Source organism: Actinoplanes sp. NPDC049598 (assembly GCF_040675435.1).
Lineage (GTDB): Bacteria > Actinomycetota > Actinomycetes > Mycobacteriales > Micromonosporaceae > Actinoplanes.
On the sequence record NZ_JBFAOX010000003.1, the window covers coordinates 403,554 to 420,260 of the forward strand.

General features: G+C 70.3%; 16 protein-coding genes. 7 read left to right on the forward strand and 9 right to left on the reverse strand.

Annotation, left to right across the window (positions count from 1 at the left end; translation table 11 throughout):
• The first annotated feature begins 73 nt into the window (after positions 1-73).
• Entirely contained in the window at positions 74-646 is a 573-nt protein-coding gene (locus tag AB0J66_RS10600) for an O-methyltransferase (protein WP_364658695.1), read from the forward strand.
• On the opposite strand, the gene AB0J66_RS10605 is transcribed toward AB0J66_RS10600, so the two are convergent.
• Together AB0J66_RS10605 and AB0J66_RS10610 are read right to left on the reverse strand one after the other, a co-directional pair.
• Entirely contained in the window at positions 623-2,011 is a 1,389-nt protein-coding gene (locus AB0J66_RS10605) for a leucyl aminopeptidase family protein (RefSeq protein WP_364658300.1), read from the reverse strand. The genes AB0J66_RS10600 and AB0J66_RS10605 overlap by 24 nt on opposite strands.
• Before the next feature lie 77 nt (positions 2,012-2,088).
• Positions 2,089-2,256: a DUF3117 domain-containing protein gene (locus tag AB0J66_RS10610; RefSeq protein WP_014694782.1), complete on the reverse strand. Its 168-nt coding sequence runs from the start codon at positions 2,254-2,256 to the stop codon at positions 2,089-2,091.
• A 259-nt stretch (positions 2,257-2,515) separates the two neighbouring features.
• Between AB0J66_RS10610 and AB0J66_RS10615 the strand changes: the two genes are divergently transcribed.
• From AB0J66_RS10615 to AB0J66_RS10625, 3 genes are all read left to right on the forward strand, one after another.
• Positions 2,516-3,325: a PaaX family transcriptional regulator C-terminal domain-containing protein gene (locus AB0J66_RS10615; RefSeq protein WP_364658301.1), complete on the forward strand. Its 810-nt coding sequence runs from the start codon at positions 2,516-2,518 to the stop codon at positions 3,323-3,325.
• A 29-nt stretch (positions 3,326-3,354) separates the two neighbouring features.
• Positions 3,355-4,155 carry an enoyl-CoA hydratase-related protein gene (locus AB0J66_RS10620; RefSeq protein ID WP_364658697.1) on the forward strand — a complete coding sequence of 267 codons (801 nt, stop codon included), beginning with the start codon at positions 3,355-3,357 and terminating at the stop codon, positions 4,153-4,155.
• A gap of 95 nt (positions 4,156-4,250) precedes the next feature.
• On the forward strand, positions 4,251-5,045 hold the full coding sequence (locus tag AB0J66_RS10625; protein ID WP_364658303.1) for a serine protease: 795 nt from the start codon (positions 4,251-4,253) through the stop codon (positions 5,043-5,045).
• A 710-nt stretch (positions 5,046-5,755) separates the two neighbouring features.
• Here the strand turns inward: AB0J66_RS10625 and AB0J66_RS10630 are convergent.
• The 5 genes from AB0J66_RS10630 to ndhC form a co-directional block, all read right to left on the reverse strand.
• Complete coding sequence (locus AB0J66_RS10630) at positions 5,756-6,286, reverse strand: hypothetical protein (protein ID WP_364658305.1); 531 nt, start codon at positions 6,284-6,286, stop codon at positions 5,756-5,758.
• A gap of 12 nt (positions 6,287-6,298) precedes the next feature.
• Complete coding sequence (locus AB0J66_RS10635; RefSeq protein ID WP_364658307.1) at positions 6,299-6,898, reverse strand: DNA-3-methyladenine glycosylase I; 600 nt, start codon at positions 6,896-6,898, stop codon at positions 6,299-6,301.
• 36 nt (positions 6,899-6,934) lie between these two features.
• The gene (locus AB0J66_RS10640) at positions 6,935-7,432 is read right to left on the reverse strand and encodes an SRPBCC family protein (RefSeq protein ID WP_364658310.1); all 498 of its coding nucleotides are present in this window, start codon (positions 7,430-7,432) and stop codon (positions 6,935-6,937) included.
• Positions 7,429-7,902: a DivIVA domain-containing protein gene (locus tag AB0J66_RS10645; protein WP_364658312.1), complete on the reverse strand. Its 474-nt coding sequence runs from the start codon at positions 7,900-7,902 to the stop codon at positions 7,429-7,431. The genes AB0J66_RS10640 and AB0J66_RS10645 overlap by 4 nt, the downstream gene beginning before the upstream one ends.
• 69 nt (positions 7,903-7,971) lie before the next feature.
• On the reverse strand, positions 7,972-8,349 hold the full coding sequence (gene ndhC, locus AB0J66_RS10650) for an NADH-quinone oxidoreductase subunit A (protein WP_364658315.1): 378 nt from the start codon (positions 8,347-8,349) through the stop codon (positions 7,972-7,974).
• Positions 8,350-8,559: 210 nt separating this feature from the next.
• On the opposite strand from ndhC, the gene AB0J66_RS10655 reads away from it, so the two are divergent.
• Positions 8,560-10,413 carry a 2-oxoacid:acceptor oxidoreductase subunit alpha gene (locus AB0J66_RS10655; protein ID WP_364658317.1) on the forward strand — a complete coding sequence of 618 codons (1,854 nt, stop codon included), beginning with the start codon at positions 8,560-8,562 and terminating at the stop codon, positions 10,411-10,413.
• Positions 10,406-11,410, forward strand: coding sequence for a 2-oxoacid:ferredoxin oxidoreductase subunit beta (locus AB0J66_RS10660; RefSeq protein WP_364658319.1), 1,005 nt, complete (start codon positions 10,406-10,408; stop codon positions 11,408-11,410). The genes AB0J66_RS10655 and AB0J66_RS10660 overlap by 8 nt, the downstream gene beginning before the upstream one ends.
• On the opposite strand, the gene AB0J66_RS10665 is transcribed toward AB0J66_RS10660, so the two are convergent.
• Positions 11,407-12,420: a potassium channel family protein gene (locus AB0J66_RS10665; RefSeq protein WP_364658322.1), complete on the reverse strand. Its 1,014-nt coding sequence runs from the start codon at positions 12,418-12,420 to the stop codon at positions 11,407-11,409. The genes AB0J66_RS10660 and AB0J66_RS10665 overlap by 4 nt on opposite strands.
• A gap of 165 nt (positions 12,421-12,585) precedes the next feature.
• Between AB0J66_RS10665 and AB0J66_RS10670 the strand changes: the two genes are divergently transcribed.
• Positions 12,586-13,077, forward strand: a complete 492-nt coding sequence (locus AB0J66_RS10670; protein ID WP_364658324.1) for a phospholipase — start codon at positions 12,586-12,588, stop codon at positions 13,075-13,077.
• Here AB0J66_RS10670 and AB0J66_RS10675 read toward each other — a convergent pair.
• Complete coding sequence (locus tag AB0J66_RS10675) at positions 13,067-15,958, reverse strand: adenylate/guanylate cyclase domain-containing protein (protein WP_364658326.1); 2,892 nt, start codon at positions 15,956-15,958, stop codon at positions 13,067-13,069. The genes AB0J66_RS10670 and AB0J66_RS10675 overlap by 11 nt on opposite strands.
• Between the last annotated feature and the right edge of the window lie 749 nt (positions 15,959-16,707).

Here is a 16,707-nt window from a genome sequence, read left to right on the forward strand (position 1 = left end):
AGCCCGCTCGATCGGCCCGCAGCCGGCCACCAACGGTTCGCAGTTCGCCGAGGCGTATGCGAACGAGGACATCGTGCTGCAGACCGCGCGCAGCCTCGCGCACGAGCTCGGCCTGTTCAGCGTGACCCCGGCCGCGGGCTCGGTGCTGCGCCTGCTGGCCGCCGCGGGCAGCGCCAAGGCGGTCGTCGAGATCGGCACCGGCACCGGGGTCAGCGGCGTCTGGCTGCTGCGCGGCATGCGGGCGGACGGCGTGCTGACCACCATCGACGTCGAGAACGAGCACCAGCGGATCGCCCGGCGGATCTTCGCCGAGGCCGGCTTCGCGGCGTCGCGGACCCGGATCATCACCGGCCGCGCCCTCGACGTGCTGCCCCGCCTCGCCGACGGCGCCTACGACCTGGTCTTCGTCGACGCCGACCCGACCGAGTTCGGGGCCTGCGCCGACGAGGCCCTGCGGCTGCTGCGACCGGGCGGCGCGCTGGTGATCAACGGCGTGCTGGCCGGCGGGCGGATCGCCGACCCCTCGGCCCGCGACGTGGAGACGCTGACCATCCGCGAGACGGTGCGCTCGGTGCGTGAGTCCGAGGAGTGGATCCCGGCCGTCATCCCGTCCGGCGGCGGGTTACTGACGGCCGTCAAGCGCTGACAGGTAACGCAGCAGGGTCCGGGCGCCCCAGCCGGTGGCCCCCCGGACGGTCTCGAGCTCCTCGGTGTCGCTCCAGGCGGGCGCGGCCAGATCCAGGTGGGCCCAGCGGTCCTTGCAGGGCCCGAGGAAATCACGCAGGAACAGGGCGGCCACCACGGCGCCGGGACCGCCGGTGGGCGAGCTGTGCCGGTCGGCGATGTCGCTGCGCAGCAGATCACGGTATTCGGCCGGTAGTGGCATTCGCCACATCTTCTCCCCGGCCCCGGCCCCGGCCGCCGTCAGCGCGGCCGCGAGCTCGTCGTTCTCGCTGAACAGGGCGGTGATCTCGGGACCGAGCGCGATCTTCTGCGAGCCGGTCAGCGTGGCCAGGTCGACGATCACGTCGGGGGCCAGCTCGGCCACCGCGTAGCCGAGCGCGTCGGCCAGCACCAGGCGGCCCTCGGCGTCGGAGTTCGTGGTCTCGGTGGTGGTGCCGTCGTACTGGGTGATCACGTCGCCGGGGCGGAACGCGGAGCCGCTCATCGCGTTCTCGGCCAGCGGCATCAGCGCGGTGACGCGCACCCGCAGACCCAGCTCGGCGGCGCCCAGGAGGGCGGCGCCGACCGCGGCCGCGCCGGCCATGTCGTTCTTCATGCGCTTCATGCCCTCGCGCGTCTTGATCGAGAGGCCGCCGCTGTCGAACGTGATGCCCTTGCCGACCAGCACCACGTGGGTGGCCGCGCCGGGCGGGTGCCAGCTCATCTCGACCATGCACGGGCGCCACTTGGAGCCGCCGCCGACCGCCCGCAGGCCGCCGAAGCGCTCCAGGCCGGGGCCGGCGTGGACCCGGACGGAGACGCCGGGCCGCTTGGCCGACGCGCCGGACATCTCCTCGGCGAACCAGTCCGGGATCTTGGTGTTCGAGGGCGTGTTGGTGAGGTCCCGGGCGAGCCAGGTGGCCCGGGCGGCGATCTGCGCCTGGGCGAGGCCACGGGCGTACCGCTGAGGGTTGGTGGTGATCAGGTCGACCGGAGCCGTACGTGGCTCCTCGCGCGCGTCGCGGTAGCGATAGCCGCCGAGCCAGAGGCCCTCGGCGAGATCACGAACGTCAGATTCGTCACTCAGGACGATTTGGACCGGTTCGCCGGTCTCCCGGGCGATGGCCGCACCGGCGGCCCGCCAGCCGCGGGTCACGTCGACCAGCAGCACTTTCGCCGGCCGGCTCAGCGGGCGGCGGAGAACGAGCACGGGATCGGGACGGTCACCCAGAGCGGCGATCTCGGCTCCGAGGCCGCCGTCGGCATGCGACAGTGGACCCGACGCTCCGATCGGCACCACACGGGTCAGATCGTCGTCGAGGCGGTCGGTCAGCCGGATCGGAAACACGGGAGCATGACCTTTCTCGAAGACGTGGAAAGCCCGCCGGTACGGGCGGTACCGTACCGGCGGGCTCGCGTGAAACGTCAGCCGGCGATCGACTTCAACGCGTCACCCAGCGCGCTGGCCTCGTCCGGAGTCATCTCAACGACGAGACGGCCACCACCTTCCAGCGGGACACGCATGACGATGCCCCGACCCTCCTTGGTGACCTCCAGCGGACCATCGCCCGTCCGCGGCTTCATCGCCGCCATCTTGTCTCCCCTCAGACCTACATCAGGGTGTCGGTGGGTCGCCCCACAGCCACTTGTCAACGGTCACGTGCTCAGCCCCACGTGACGTGGTACCTCGTATCCGACCGGCGGCCGAGGGGCCATTGCGCGTCTCCACGCATAGCGGCCCACCGTGCCGATCAAACATTTTCCCTGATGAACACCGGCGAACCCAAACCCAGCCCGGGCGGATGTGACAGCGTCTAGCATATCGTCTTTTGGGCTGTCACAATGTGCGGTCATGCAGGCGCGGTCCGCACTCTTCGACCTGTACGGCGACTACCTCCGCCCCCGGGGCGGGCGCGCGCCGGTCGCGGCCCTGGTCAAGCTGCTCGCGCCACTCGGCATCGCTCCTCCCGCGGTGCGCACCGCGGTCTCCCGCATGGTGCGACAAGGCTGGCTGCACCCTATGCGATTGGTCTCCGGACCGGGATATCTGCTGACCCCGAAAGCCGCCCGCCGGCTCGACGAAGCGGCGGCCAGAATCTACCGGACCAGCCGGATCAGCTGGGACGGCAAGTTCGACCTGGTCCTGCTGCAGGGCCCGCTGCCCAAGCGGGAGGCGGCCCGGCTGACCTTCCTGGGGTACGGGTCGCTGGGCGAGCACGCCTGGGTCGCGCCCCGGGCCGCCGAGGAGGCCGACGCCGTGCTGACCGAGGCCGGGGTGGCGTACGAGCGGTTCACCGCCGCCCACGCGGCCGGCTCACCGGGCGCGGCCGAAGTGGTCGGCCGGGCCTGGGACCTGACCGGGCTGGCCCGCTCCTACGAGGAGTTCGTGTCCGACCTGCGGCCCGTGGTGACCACGGTGAACGCCCGCAGCAGCGACGAGGAGGCGTACGCGGCCCGGTTCCGGCTCGTCCACGCCTGGAGATCGTTTCTGTTCCGTGATCCGCAGCTGCCCACCTCGCTGCTGCCGGCGCGCTGGCCGGGCACGAGCGCGGCCGGTTTCTTCGACCGGCACGCGGCCCGATTGCGGCCCGCCGCCGACCGTTACGTCGAGCGATGCCTTCACTCGGTGACTCGCGGTCGTGTGGGATTCTCAGACTCATGACCGCCGTCCAACCACCCCACCCGCCGCCCATGACCGAACTGAAGACCGACTCCCTGCTCGTCGACCGCACCGATGCTGTCGTCACCCTAACGCTGAACCGGCCGACGGCGATGAACGCCCTCGACGTCGACCTCAAGGAAGCGCTGCGGGACACCCTGGCCGCCCTGGAGACCGACAAGTCGTGCCGGGCGATCGTGCTGGCCGGGGCCGGCAACGCCTTTTGCGTGGGCCAGGACCTGCGCGAGCACGCCGAGCAGCTGGAGTCGGGCCGCACCGACCTGGACACGGTGCGGGTGCACTACAACCCGATCGCCCAGCGGCTGGCCAGCATGCCCAAGCCGGTGGTGGCCGCCGTCCGGGGCATGGCGGCCGGGGCCGGCGCCTCGCTGGCGCTGCTGGCCGACTTCCGCGTCGGCGGCCCCAAGACGGGCTTCCTGATGGCCTTCGCGAACGTGGGGCTGGCCGGCGACAGCGGCATCTCGTGGTCGCTGCCGCGGATCGTGGGCCACGCCCGGGCGGTGGAACTGCTGCTGCTGGCCGAGCCGGTGCGCTCGGCCGACGCGTACGGCATGGGTCTGCTCTCCCGCCTGACCGAGGACGACGAGCAGGTCCTCCCGGTCGCCCAGGAGCTGGCGGCCCGGCTCGCGGCGGGCCCGACGGTGGCCTACGGGGCGATCAAGCGCGAGCTGTCCATCGGCGACGCCGGCACCCTGTCGGACGCGCTGGCGGCCGAGGCCCAGGCCCAGTCGATCTGCGGCGCCACGGCCGACCACAAGAACGCGGTGAACGCCTTCGTGGCCAAGCAGAAGCCGGTCTTCGAGGGCCGCTGATATAACCCTTTTGGGATCACGACATCTATAAGGATCGATAAATAGGCTCCTCCCGACGCGTCCTACCGGGCGCGCGATCGAAGTGGGAGGGCCGAATGGTCAAGTTGCGGAACTTCTTCGGCGTGGCGATGGCCGCGCTGACCGTGGCGGCGGGCGGCGCGATCGCGTCCCCGGCCGCCGCGGCGCCCGTCAACCCGGCGCCGTCCGTGGTCGGCGGCACGCGAGCCGCGCAAGGCGAGTTCCCGTTCATGGTGCGGCTGTCGATGGGCTGCGGCGGCGCCCTCTACAGCCCGACGCTGGTCCTCACCGCCGCCCACTGCGTGAACGGCACAGGCACCAACACTTCGATCACGGCCACCCTGGGCGTCGTCGACCTGAACTCCACCAGCAAGATCACGCGGAAGTCGAACTACGTCTACCGCGCGCCCGGCTACAACGGCAACGGCAAGGACTGGGCCCTGATCCGCCTGGCCAGCCCGGTCACCGGCCTGGCCACCCTGCCGATCGCCACCACCACGGCGTACGACTCCGGCACCTTCACGATCTCCGGCTGGGGCGCGGCCAGCGAAGGCGGCTCGCAGCAGCGCTACCTGCTCAAGGCCACAGTCCCGTTCGTCAGCGACACAACCTGCAACTCGTCCTCCATGTACGGCGGCGAGGTCATCGCATCGAACGAGATCTGCGCGGGCTACACGTCCGGCGGAGTCGACACCTGCCAGGGGGACTCGGGCGGGCCGATGTTCCGCCGGGACGCCTCGAACGCCTGGATCCAGGTCGGCATCGTCAGCTGGGGGGATGGGTGCGCTCGACCGAACAAGCCTGGGGTGTACACCCAGGTGTCGTACTTCGCGTCGGCTATCCGCTCGGCGGCGACAACGCTGGGCGGGTAGGTAGCTCGGCGGGCCCATCGCTTCGCGGGTAAGTGAGTCGGTGGGCCCACCGCTGGGTGGGTAGGTGGCTCGGCGGGCCCCGAGCTGGGCGGGTACGTGAGTCGGCAGGCATCGGGCTGGGCGGGTACGTGACTCGGCGGGCCTCGGGCTGGGCGGGTACGTGACTCGGCGGGCCTCGGGCTGGGCGGGCACGTGACTCGGCAGGCCCCGAGCTGGGGGCACGCGACTCGGCAGGCCCCGAGCTGGGGGCACGCGACTCGGCGGGCCTCGAGCTGGGCGGGTACGTGACTTGCTGAGCTGGCTGGCCTCGCTTCGCTCGGCGGCACTTCGCCCCGAGAGGCTAATGAGATGAGCCCGGTTTTCCAACGCCGCACACCCCGCGGCGTCGGAAAACCGGGCTCATCTCATTAGCGGGCGAAGTGCGACTTTGGTTGCGGTTCAACCAAGTCTGGGGCTGCGGCCGTCTCGGGGGGCGACTTCGGTCGCGGTTCGACCGAGTCTGGGGTTGCGACCATGTCTGGGGTTGCGACCGTGTCTGGGGTTGCGGCCGTCTCAGGGGTGCGGATTTGGTCGCGGTTCGACCGAGTCTGGGGTTGCGACCATGTCTGGGGTTGCGACCGTGCCTGGGGTTGCGACCGTGCCTGGGGTTGCGGCCGTCTCAGGGGTGCGGATTTGGTCGCGGTTCGACCGAGTCTGCGGTTGCGGCCGTCTCAATCGTCTTCGTCTTCTTCTTCGGGGTCCTGGTTCGACTCGACGCCTAGGACGAAGGCCTGCATTGCCAGCTCGTCGCCGCTCGGCCAGACGTAGGTGGGGAGTTCGGCGGGGCCCAGCTCGAGCATGTGGGACCAGAACTGGCGGACGGCCTCGGCGGGGGTGTTGGCCTCGATGGGGAGGGCGACGCTGACCAGCCAGGTTGGGCGGTCGGGGCCGGTTGGCTCGGCGCCGAGGGCCTTGGCGAAGCGGCGGAACGTGTCGGCGTCGACCGGGATGAGGTCGCCCTCGGTCAGGCCGGTGGCCGGAATCGGGTTGTCGAAGGAGCGGCGTAGGTAGGTCAGGACGAGGTCGTCGCCGTTGGTTTTGGCGGCTCGGGTCAGGGCCACCACGTGGCCGTCGGCGACCAGCAGGACCTCGTCATCCGGTTCCACCGGAGACGTGCCCGCCGACACCGTGACGGTGTCGTGGTGGAACAACCGCTCGCCGGCCCACCTGTCCGCCGGAATGATCACCGCCCACTGACCCATGGGTCCATCCCATCATGGCCGCGGATGGGCGCTGAGGGGTGGGACCCAACAACCCTCCAGGTGATCGTCGACCATGCCGGTGGCCTGCATCAACGCGTACGCCGTGGTGGGGCCGACGAAGCGGAAGCCGCGCTTCTTGAGGTCTTTGGCCATGGCCGTGGAGGCGGGGGTGACGGCCGGGACGTCGGCCCGGGTCTTGGGGCGGGCCGGCCGCGGGTCGGGCGCGAACGACCACAGCAGCTCGGTGAGCCCGCCCGGCAGGTCGGCGGCGGCGCGGGCGTTGGCGATGGCGGCCTCGATTTTCATCCGGTTGCGGACGATGCCGGTGTCGGTCATCAACCGGGCCGCGTCGGCGTCGGAGAAGGCGGCCACCTTGTCGATCGAGAACCCGGCGAAGGCGGCCCGGAACGCCGGGCGTTTGCGCAGGATGGTGATCCACGAGAGGCCGGACTGGAACGCCTCCAGGCACAGCCGCTCGTAGAGCGCGTCGTCGCCGTGGACCGGCTTGCCCCACTCCTTGTCGTGGTAGGGCTCGTAGTCGGGGGTGGAGCCGCCCCAGAAGCAGCGGGCACGCCCGTCGGGGCCGATCACGAGCCCGGTGTCATCTGTCATGGCGACCACCGTAGAGCCGCCGTACGACAAAAACGGCTACGGCAGGCGGCCCTGTTCGACGAGGCGGCCGAACTTTTTCAGCGCGCCCGTGAAGCTCAGCTTGGAGCCTGGCCACAGCACCGGCCACGCGATCTTCCCGACCGGGCCGGCCGGCAGGTGGAACCATTCGTGGAGCACCACCTGGGTGCGGTCGCCCGACATGGCCGTACACCGCATGGTGCCCGGCCCTCGGAGGAATTTGCCGCAGTGCACGACGCGTACCTCGTACGGCGCGTTGACCTTGACCACCCGCAGCTCGTCGCGCAGCGCCGCCGGCCCGATGGCGGTGATCGCCTCGACCAGGCTGCCCTCGCCGCCGTCGCCCTCGACCACCCGGACCTTGGTGAACGGGATCCACTCGGACTGTTTCTCCCAGCTCAGGAACGCGGCGAAGACGCGTTCGGCGGGAGCGTTGACGATGACGGTCGCGGTGACCTCGCCCGTGCCGGGCTGGGCGGCGTCGCCGAGACCGCCGGCCGGCTCGGTTGCGCTCACTGCTTGGCCACCGGCTCGTCCTGCGGGGTCACGGACTCGCCGGCGGGCACCACGGTGACCTCGATGACCGGCTCGGCCTCGTCGGCCGGCTTGGCCGGCTGGGCGACCGGCGCGATCGCCGCCTCGCGGGCCCGGCGCAGCACGTCGGCGTCGCCGGTCCGGCCGTCGCGCAGGGCGGCCACCTCGGCCTCGAGCACGCCGATGAGCTCGCCCTTGTAGCCGATGTCGTAGGCGGCGCGCTGCAGCGCCTGGTCGACCTGGGCCATCCGGTAGCCGCGCCAGGCCGTGTCGAACTTGGTCTGCGCGATGTCCTCCTCACCGAGCGGCCGGTCGCTGGGCAGCGGAACCGCCCGGCCGTCCGGCTCGACCGGCGTCAGCGCGCTGTCGTTGCCACCGATCATCACGGTCACGCCGAACACGATCGCGGCCACGACCAACGCCACGACAATGAAGAGGAGAAGCTGGCCCATGGGCAAGATGTTGGCACGCCGCGCTGTGCGTGGCGAGCCCGCCACCCCGACCGGTACGCGGGTGTGATCTCAGGTCCAGGTGAGAATCTTTTTCCGCCAGGCGTAGAGGATGCCCAGGGCCAGCACCGCCACGAACACCCCCATCTCGGTCACGGTGGTCAGCCCGAAACCCGGCGAGTCGAACACGACCGCCCAGGGGAAGAGAAAAACGGCTTCCACGGCGAAAAGCACATAGAGGTACGCGTAGACGTAGTACCGGATCTGGGCTTGGGCCCAGTCGCCGCCGACCGGATCGATGCCGCTCTCGTACGAGACGTACTTGCCGGGCGGCTGGGCCGGATCGGCCGGGCGGAGCAGTTTGTTGGCCGCGAACGCGCCGACGAAGACGAGCACGCCGACGGCGGCCACCAGCCCGAGCGTGGCGTACGACCCCAGATACCCGTCCACAGCCTCGGAGTTTAGTGGAACCCCGTCCGTGGCACTTCCCGGCCGGATAGTGGACTCTTCTGGTTCACGCAAGCCTCACCTGGCTACTGTGGTCAACGGCTCACGCCCGGTGAGTAAGGAGCGCCGACGTAGTCTGGAAGTGACTAGTTCTGCGGGCCGGCTCATAGATGACCATTCCCGGCCGGCCGGCAACCTTGGGAGGTTGGGAACGTGTCCGCTGGAGCGAAACGGGTCGAACAACTGGACCGGGTGGTCATCCGGTTCGCGGGCGACTCGGGCGACGGCATGCAGCTGACCGGTGACCGATTCACGTCCGAGACGGCCCAGCTGGGCAACGACATATCCACGCTGCCCAACTTCCCGGCCGAGATCCGCGCCCCCGCAGGCACCTTGCCGGGCGTGTCGAGCTTCCAGGTGCACTTCGCCGATTACGACATCCTCACCCCCGGTGACGCGCCGAACGTGCTGGTCGCCATGAACCCGGCCGCACTGAAGGCCAACCTGGCCGATCTGCCGGCCGGCGCCGACATCATCGTCAACACCGACGAGTTCACCAAGCGCAACCTGGCCAAGGTCGGGTGGGCGGCGAGCCCGCTCGACGACGGCTCGCTGGACGGGTTCGCGGTGCACCCGGTCGCGCTGACCTCGATGACCGTGGGCGCGCTGGCCGACCACGGCATCTCGAAGAAGGACGCCGAGCGCGCCAAGAACATGTTCGCCCTGGGGCTGCTGAGCTGGATGTACTCGCGCCCGTTCGAGTCGACGATCCGGTTCCTCGAGCGCAAGTTCGCCAAGCGCCCGGAGCTGGTCGCGGCCAACAAGGCGGCCTTCCAGGCCGGGTGGAACTTCGGCGAGACGACCGAGGACTTCTCGGTGCGGTACGAGGTGAAACCGGCCCGCATGCGCCCGGGCACCTACCGCAACATCACCGGCAACCAGGCCCTGGCGCTCGGGTTGGTGGCCTCGGCCGTCCGGTCGAAGCTGCCGTTGTTCCTCGGCGCCTACCCGATCACCCCGGCCTCGGACATCCTGCACGAGTTGTCCAAGCACAAGCGGTTCGGCATCACCACGATGCAGGCCGAGGACGAGATCGCCGCGATCGGGGCCGCGCTGGGCGCCTCGTACGGCGGCGCCCTGGGTGTCACCACGACCTCCGGGCCCGGGGTGGCGCTCAAGGGCGAGACCATCTCGCTGGCCATCGCGCTGGAGCTGCCGCTGGTCATCGTGGACGTGCAGCGGGCCGGCCCGTCCACCGGCATGCCGACCAAGACCGAGCAGGCCGACCTCAACATGGCGCTGTACGGCCGGCACGGCGAGGCGCCGCTGGCGGTGATCGCGCCGAAGTCCCCGTCGGACTGCTTCCACGCCGCGATCGAGGCGGCCCGGATCGCGCTGACCTACCGCACGCCGGTCATCCTGCTCTCCGACAACTACGTGGCCAACGGCTCCGAGCCGTGGTTGCTGCCCACCTCGAGCGAGCTGCCCGACCTGTCGGTGCAGTTCGCCACCGCCCCCAACAGCGAGGACGGGCGTTTCCTGCCCTACCTGCGCGATCCCGAGACGCTGGCCCGGCCGTGGGCGATCCCGGGCACGCCGGGGCTGCAGCACCGCATCGGCGGCCTGGAGAAGGCCGACAAGACCGGCGACATCTCGTACGACCCGGCCAACCACGAGTTCATGGTGCGCACCCGGGCCGCCCGGATCGAGGCCATCGAAGTCCCCGACGTCGAGGTCGAGGACGCCGACGAGAACGCCCGCGTCCTCGTCCTCGGCTGGGGCTCCACCTACGGCCCGATCGGCGCCGCCTGCCGGGCCCTGCGGCAGCGCGGGCTGCCGATCGCCCAGGCCCATCTGCGCCACCTCTCGCCGCTTCCGGCCAATTTGGGTGAGGTGCTCGCGGCGTACGACAAGGTCGTGATCCCGGAGATGAACCTCGGTCAGCTCGCGCATGTGATCCGGGCGCGTTATCTGGTTGATGTCTTGCCGTTCAACCAGGTCAGCGGGCTGCCGTTCACCGCCGCGACGCTGGAGGGCATGTTGGAGGACGTGGTCAAGAATGGTTGATCTCAAGCTGACGGCCAAGGATTTCAAGTCCGATCAGGAGGTCCGCTGGTGTCCCGGCTGCGGTGACTACGCCATCCTGGCCGCCGTGCAGGGCTTCATGCCCGAGCTGGGCATCCCCCGGGAGAACATCGTCTTCGTCTCCGGCATCGGCTGCTCGTCGCGCTTCCCGTACTACATGAACACGTACGGCATGCACTCGATCCACGGCCGGGCGCCGGCGATCGCCACCGGGCTGTCGGCCTCGCGGCCCGACCTGTCGGTCTGGGTGGTCACCGGCGACGGCGACGCGCTCTCGATCGGCGGCAACCACCTGATCCACGCGCTGCGCCGCAACGTCAACCTGAAGATCCTTCTGTTCAACAACCGGATCTACGGGCTGACCAAGGGGCAGTACTCCCCGACCTCCGAGCTCGGCAAGATCACCAAGTCGACGCCGGCCGGGTCGGCCGACTCGCCGTTCAACCCGCTGTCGCTGGCGCTCGGGGCCGAGGCGACCTTCGTGGCCCGCACGATCGACTCCGACCGCAAGCACCTGCAGTCGGTGCTGCGGGCGGCGGCCGACCATCAGGGCTCGGCCTTCGTGGAGATCTACCAGAACTGCAACATCTTCAACGACGGCGCGTTCGAGCTGATCAAGGATGCGGGCACCCGGGACGATCACCTGATCCGGCTCGAGCACGGCCAGCCGGTCACGTTCGGGGCCGACAACCAGTTCTCGGTGGTCCACCCGGCCGGCGGCTTCGGGCTCAAGGTGCAGGAGGGCGGCGAGGCCATCGTCCACGACACGACGGTCGACGACCCGGCGTACGCCTTCGCCCTGACCCGCCTCTCCGGCTCCGACCTGGGCACGACGCCGATCGGGGTGTTCCGCGACGTGCAACGGCCCACGTACGACGAGTTGATCGCCAAGCAGCTGAACGACGCTCGGGTCGACAAGAACCCCGATCAGATGCTCGACGAACTGCTCAACGCGGGCGACACCTGGACCATCCTCTAGACGGCGACCTCGACGGCGCTCTCGTCGTCCCTTATGTAGACGAGCATGTCGCCGGTGTCGATGGTCAGCGCCTGCTCCCCGCCCAGCGGCAGCACCTTGCCCCGGCGGATCAGGGCGACGACCAGGGTGCGCAGCTCGCGCGGGTTGCGGCCGACCTCGGCCCGCTCGGCGCTGCGCATCGCCAGGGCCATGCCCTGACCGGGTGTGAGCAGATCCTCGACCACGTCGATGAGCGGCGGCGCGGTGGTGGTCAGGCCCAGCAGCCGGCCGGCGGTGGCCGACGAGACGATCACATGGTGGGCGCCGCTCTGCTTGAGCAGGGCGGCGTTCTCCTGCTCGCGGACCGCGGCGATGATGCGGACCTGGCCGGCGGTCAGCTGCCGTACGGTCAGGGTGATCAGAACCGAGGCCTCGTCGCTGTCGGTGGCGATGATGACGGCCTTGCAGTTCTTGACGTCGGCCTCGAGCAGCACGGCCGAGCGCGTCGCGTTGCCCTCGATCGTGACCAGCCCGTTCGAGGCGGCCTGGCGGACGCCGTCGGGCCGACTCTCGACCACGACGATTCGCGACTTGTCGTAACCGGTCTCCAGCAGCGCGGCCACGGCGGCCCGGCCCTTGGTGCCGTAGCCGCAGATGACGATGTGGTCCTTCAACTTTCGCCTCCACCGGCTGACCCGCAGGCTGTTGCGGTACTGATCGGTGAGCACCTCGAGGGTGGTGCCGACCAGGATGATCAGGAAGAGCACGCGGGCCGGGGTGATGACCAGGACGTTCACCAGCCGGGCATGGGGCGTGAACGGCGTGATGTCGCCGTAGCCGGTCGTCGAGAGTGACACGACCGCGTAGTAGAAGCAGTCGAGGAGCGTCAGGCCGTCCTCGTTGACGTCACGGTAGCCCTCGCGGCCGGAGTAGATGACCAGCACCGTGGCCAGCACGAGGGCCACCGCCAGGGCGAGCCGGATGGCCAGCGCTCGGAGGGGCCCTTGACGGACCCGAGGTAGATGGATCATGTGACGCCCCGCACGTGACACACCTTAGCGACCGGCACACGGCAAGCTACTCAGGACATCACATTAATGAGCGTTAAGGAATGCATCCTGGTGCCGATTCGGCAGGCTCCGCCAAAGCCGCGGCCCGTCGTTGCATCCACGTGAGCCGATCGAACAGCCTGGGTCATGATTCGACGCATTCTGGTGGTTCTCGCCCTCGCGGCGGCGGCTCTGATCCCCTCACTGCCGGCCTGGGCCACCACCGACCGGCTCAGCGTCCTGGCCACCTGGACCCAGCCGACCGCGGCCAGCACCGCAGCCTGGAACAGCGCCCGCATCGACCGGGACCCGTGGCTGGCCTACGGCTTCGACTGGACCACCGACTACTGCTCGGCCAGCCCGGAGAAGCCGTTCGGGTTCGACTTCACCAACGCGTGCGTGCACCACGACTTCGGCTACCGCAACTACAAGGACGAGGGACTGTTCGCCGAGAACAAGGCCCGGGTCGACACCGTCTTCTACGCCGACATGAAGCGGGTCTGCGCCAAGTACGACGTGCTCGTGCGCTCGGCCTGCAACAGCGTCGCCTGGATCTACTACCAGGCCGTGCACGTCTTCGGATCATTGACCAAAGTCAAGAGCGCGGATCTCCAGCGGGCGGGTCGGGTCATGCACTGACCTGGGCAAACCGCGTCGCGCCGTCCTCCAGATCCGGGTGCTCGACGGCCAGGGCCATCGCCACGATCCGATCAAAACCCAGACCCACACCGTCGGCGTACGCGACGTCGAAGGCGGCATCGCCCAGCGCGGACCGCAGCGCGAGCTGCTGCGCCGACCAGAAGCGCCCGAACATCTCGGTGCGGCGCGCCCCCTTCGCGGCCTCGGCCCCGCCGAACAGGACGGCGGCCGAGGCCGGGTCGCCGCCCAGCGCGCAACGCACGGCGATGGCCGCGACCGCGTCCGCGGCGGCGCCCCGGAAGCCGTGCCGCAGCCGCGAGCGCAGCGCCACCACCAGGTGATCGTGCGCGGCGACCAGGTCACGGCGGCGCAGCGCCACCATCCCGAGCAGCCAGTCGACCGTGCGCCGGCCACGGTCCTCGGGACGGCTCGCCTCCCACTGGCGGGCGCCGCCGAGCAACTCGGCCGCCTCGTCCACCGCGTCCCGGCGCCACAGCAACTCGGCCAGAGCGATCACGGCCGGCATCGCGGCCTCCGCCACGCCGTACCGGTCCGCGGTCGCGATCACCTCGCGGCACAGGCGCTCCGCGTCGTCGTACCGGCCCGCATCCAGCATCGTGGCCCGGTGGCCGGCCATGACCCGTACCGCCAGGGCTTTATCGTCCTGAGCCAGCGCCTCGGCGCGGTCCAGGAACCGGGTGCGCTCGACCCGGTCGCCGGCCAGGCCGGCATGCACGAGGTACGCGTCGGCCAGCACCGACGGCTCCACGTCGGCCCCGTCGAGCCGCCGGTAGAGGCGGAACAGCAGGTCCCGGCCTTCACCGGCGCCACCGTGCTCCCGCCACCACGGGTCGAGCGCGATGGCCAGGCGCAGCCCCTCGCGCACGCTGCCGTGAACGGCGGACCAGCGCAGGGCGGCCTGCCACTCGGCGACGTAGGGGGCGAACGCCGTCAGGCTCACCGTGCGCGGCTCCCCGTCGGTGTCCACCGCGACGCTGTCCAGCATGTGCAGCGACCAGGCGGCGTGCCGGTCCCGCGCCTCCCGCTCGTCCCCCTCGGCGACCAGGCGCCGGGCCGCATAGGACTTGACCTGACCGGAAAGCCGGTAGCGGGGGCCGGGCACAACGTCGACCAGCGAATTGTCGGTGAGCTCGCCGAGCGAACCGAGAGCCTCGGCGCCGCACCACTCGACGATCCCGAGATCGACCGAATCGGCGAAGACGGCCAGGCGGCGCAGCAGACCCCGCGCCTCGCCGGTGAGACGTTCGTAGGACCAGTCCAGATTGGCGCGCAGGCTGTCGTGCCGGTCCCCGCCTTTGTGGCCTTTGTGGCCGGGCGGATCGCTTCCTTTGTTGCCGGGCGGATCCAGCGCGGCCAGCGGATCGTCCAGCCGAGAAGCGAGCTGGGTGGCCGAGAGCAGCCGCAGCCGGGCCGCCGCCAGCTCGATCATCAGCGGCGAGCCCTCCATCCGGGCCGCCACCTCGGCCAGATCGACGCCGTCCTCACCCGGACCGGCCTGCCCACCCCGGGCCGCCGCGGTCCGCACACTGAGCAGGGCGAACACGTCCGCCGGGGACATCGGCGGGATCCGCCACACCACTTCACCCGGCATGCCGACCGGAGCCCGACCGGTCACCAGGACGTTCACGCCCGGGCAGCGGGCCAGCAGACGCCGGATCAACGTGGCACAGGCCGCCGTGGCCGCCTCACTGGTCTGCAACACCAGAAGCATCCGCCGCTCGGCGCAATGCTCGATCAGCGAGTCCAGCAGCAGCCGGCCCGGCTCACTGCGCACGCCGAGGACGGCGGCCATCGCCTCGACCGGCCCACCATCGGCGTCGACAGTCCAGACCCCTTGGGGGTACGCAGGGAGAACCTGCTCCGCCACCGCGAGGGAAAGCCGCGTCTTGCCCATGCCGCCGGCCCCGGTGATCGTGACGATCCGGTGGCGCCCGATCAGGACGGCCACCTCCGACTTCTCGGCGGGGCGGCCGACGAACGGGCTCAACTCGGCGGGCAGGTTGTGCACGGGCGCGGCCTGGGTGCGGGGGCGGGGGAAGTCGCTCTCCAGCCCGGGCGCGAGGACCTGCAGGAGGCGGTCGCTGTCGTCGAAGCCGCGGAGGCGATGCTCGCCGAGGTCGAGCAGGCCCACCCCGTCCAGATAGTCCGCCAGCCGCCGCGTCGCCGGCGCCGGCTCACTCGGCCTGGGTCGCGGACGGTCTCCCTGAGCGGGCCATTCCTGTCCACTGCGCGCGGCCCATTCCCGCTCCTCACGCGCGGCCCACTCCCGCCCGTCGCGGCCCTGCCCCGCGCGCGCCGGCCCCTTGCGGATGCCCAGATCGGACTCGGAGTTCAGATCGGCGGCCCGCAGCGCGGCGGCCATGGCCATCGCCGGCGAGGATTGGACGGTCGTTACCGAAATTTCGGATGTAAGGCGGACGGCGCGGGCGGTGGCGCCGGAGCAGAGGATCTGACCACCGTGAGCGGCCGCCGAGACCCGGGCGGCCCGGTGGACCTCGATGCTGGCGTACTCGCCACCCCGCTCGGCGCTGGTCGGCCGCGCCCACCCCGTATGCATGCCCATCCGGACCCGCGGGGCCACCTCCGGCCTCAGCCAGTCATGTGCGGACAGTCGCCGTTGCGCCTCCACACAGGCCGCCACCGCCGCCACCGCATCCCGGAAGACAATGAAAAAAGAGTCACCCTCAGTGAAAAGCTCGACACCACCAAAGTCACGCAGCGCAGCGCGCATCACGGAGCGGTGATCGTTGAGGACCATCCCGTAGTCGTCACTGAGCATCCGGGCCAACCGTGTCGAGCCCTCGATATCGGTGAACACAAAGGTCACCAGCCCGCTAGGCAGCTCGCTCCGTCCCGACACGGTGGAACCTCCGCCCCCTTCGGCAAGTCGCGATCTCATGCTGCCGTATCACAGCGTCACCGGCCATCGTAGAAACGGACGGTAACCATCCGCCCGCTGCGGCCGACCCCATACGGAGGACACCCGCGCGGGTCATCGACGGACTACACGGCACTACGCGTGACGTAACGAAATGGATCGAGCCAAGACACGCGGCATCCGGCCACTTCCGCCCGCCCGCTCGGCCGCCCCCAACAGAGTCACTTTGCGCGACCCTCCGAACACACCCGTTCTCTCCCCCGCCAACCACGTTTCCCCAGCTAACAGGCCCGCCCCAGCCACGTCACGCCATTTCCCGCAGCTCCCCGCGGACCCACCCGCAGTCCCAGGCGTCAAAGTCGTGGAATTGCCCACAATCAAGCACCCGACCAGCCCAGACGCCTCGAACCCACACCCACACCACGCCCACCGAGCCAAATTGGTTCAACGCGAAACAGCCATCCAAGAGACGCCGCACCCCAACCTGATGGTCACAACTCGATATCCACCCCTCACCAACTCCATTCACCAAGCACCCACACCACACCTTCCCGGCAAACCGGACGGCCACCTCCCAGGCTGAAATCAGCCCCCGGTCAAAGAGCCACCTGGCAACCCAGTCGACCGCGAAGGACCGGGCGAGAAGGGTTGAACAACGGCCGGGGCAGGCGCGGCGGGACAGGCCCGGACGAGAAGGCCGGGCAGGGCGGGATAGGGCAGCACGGAGCAGG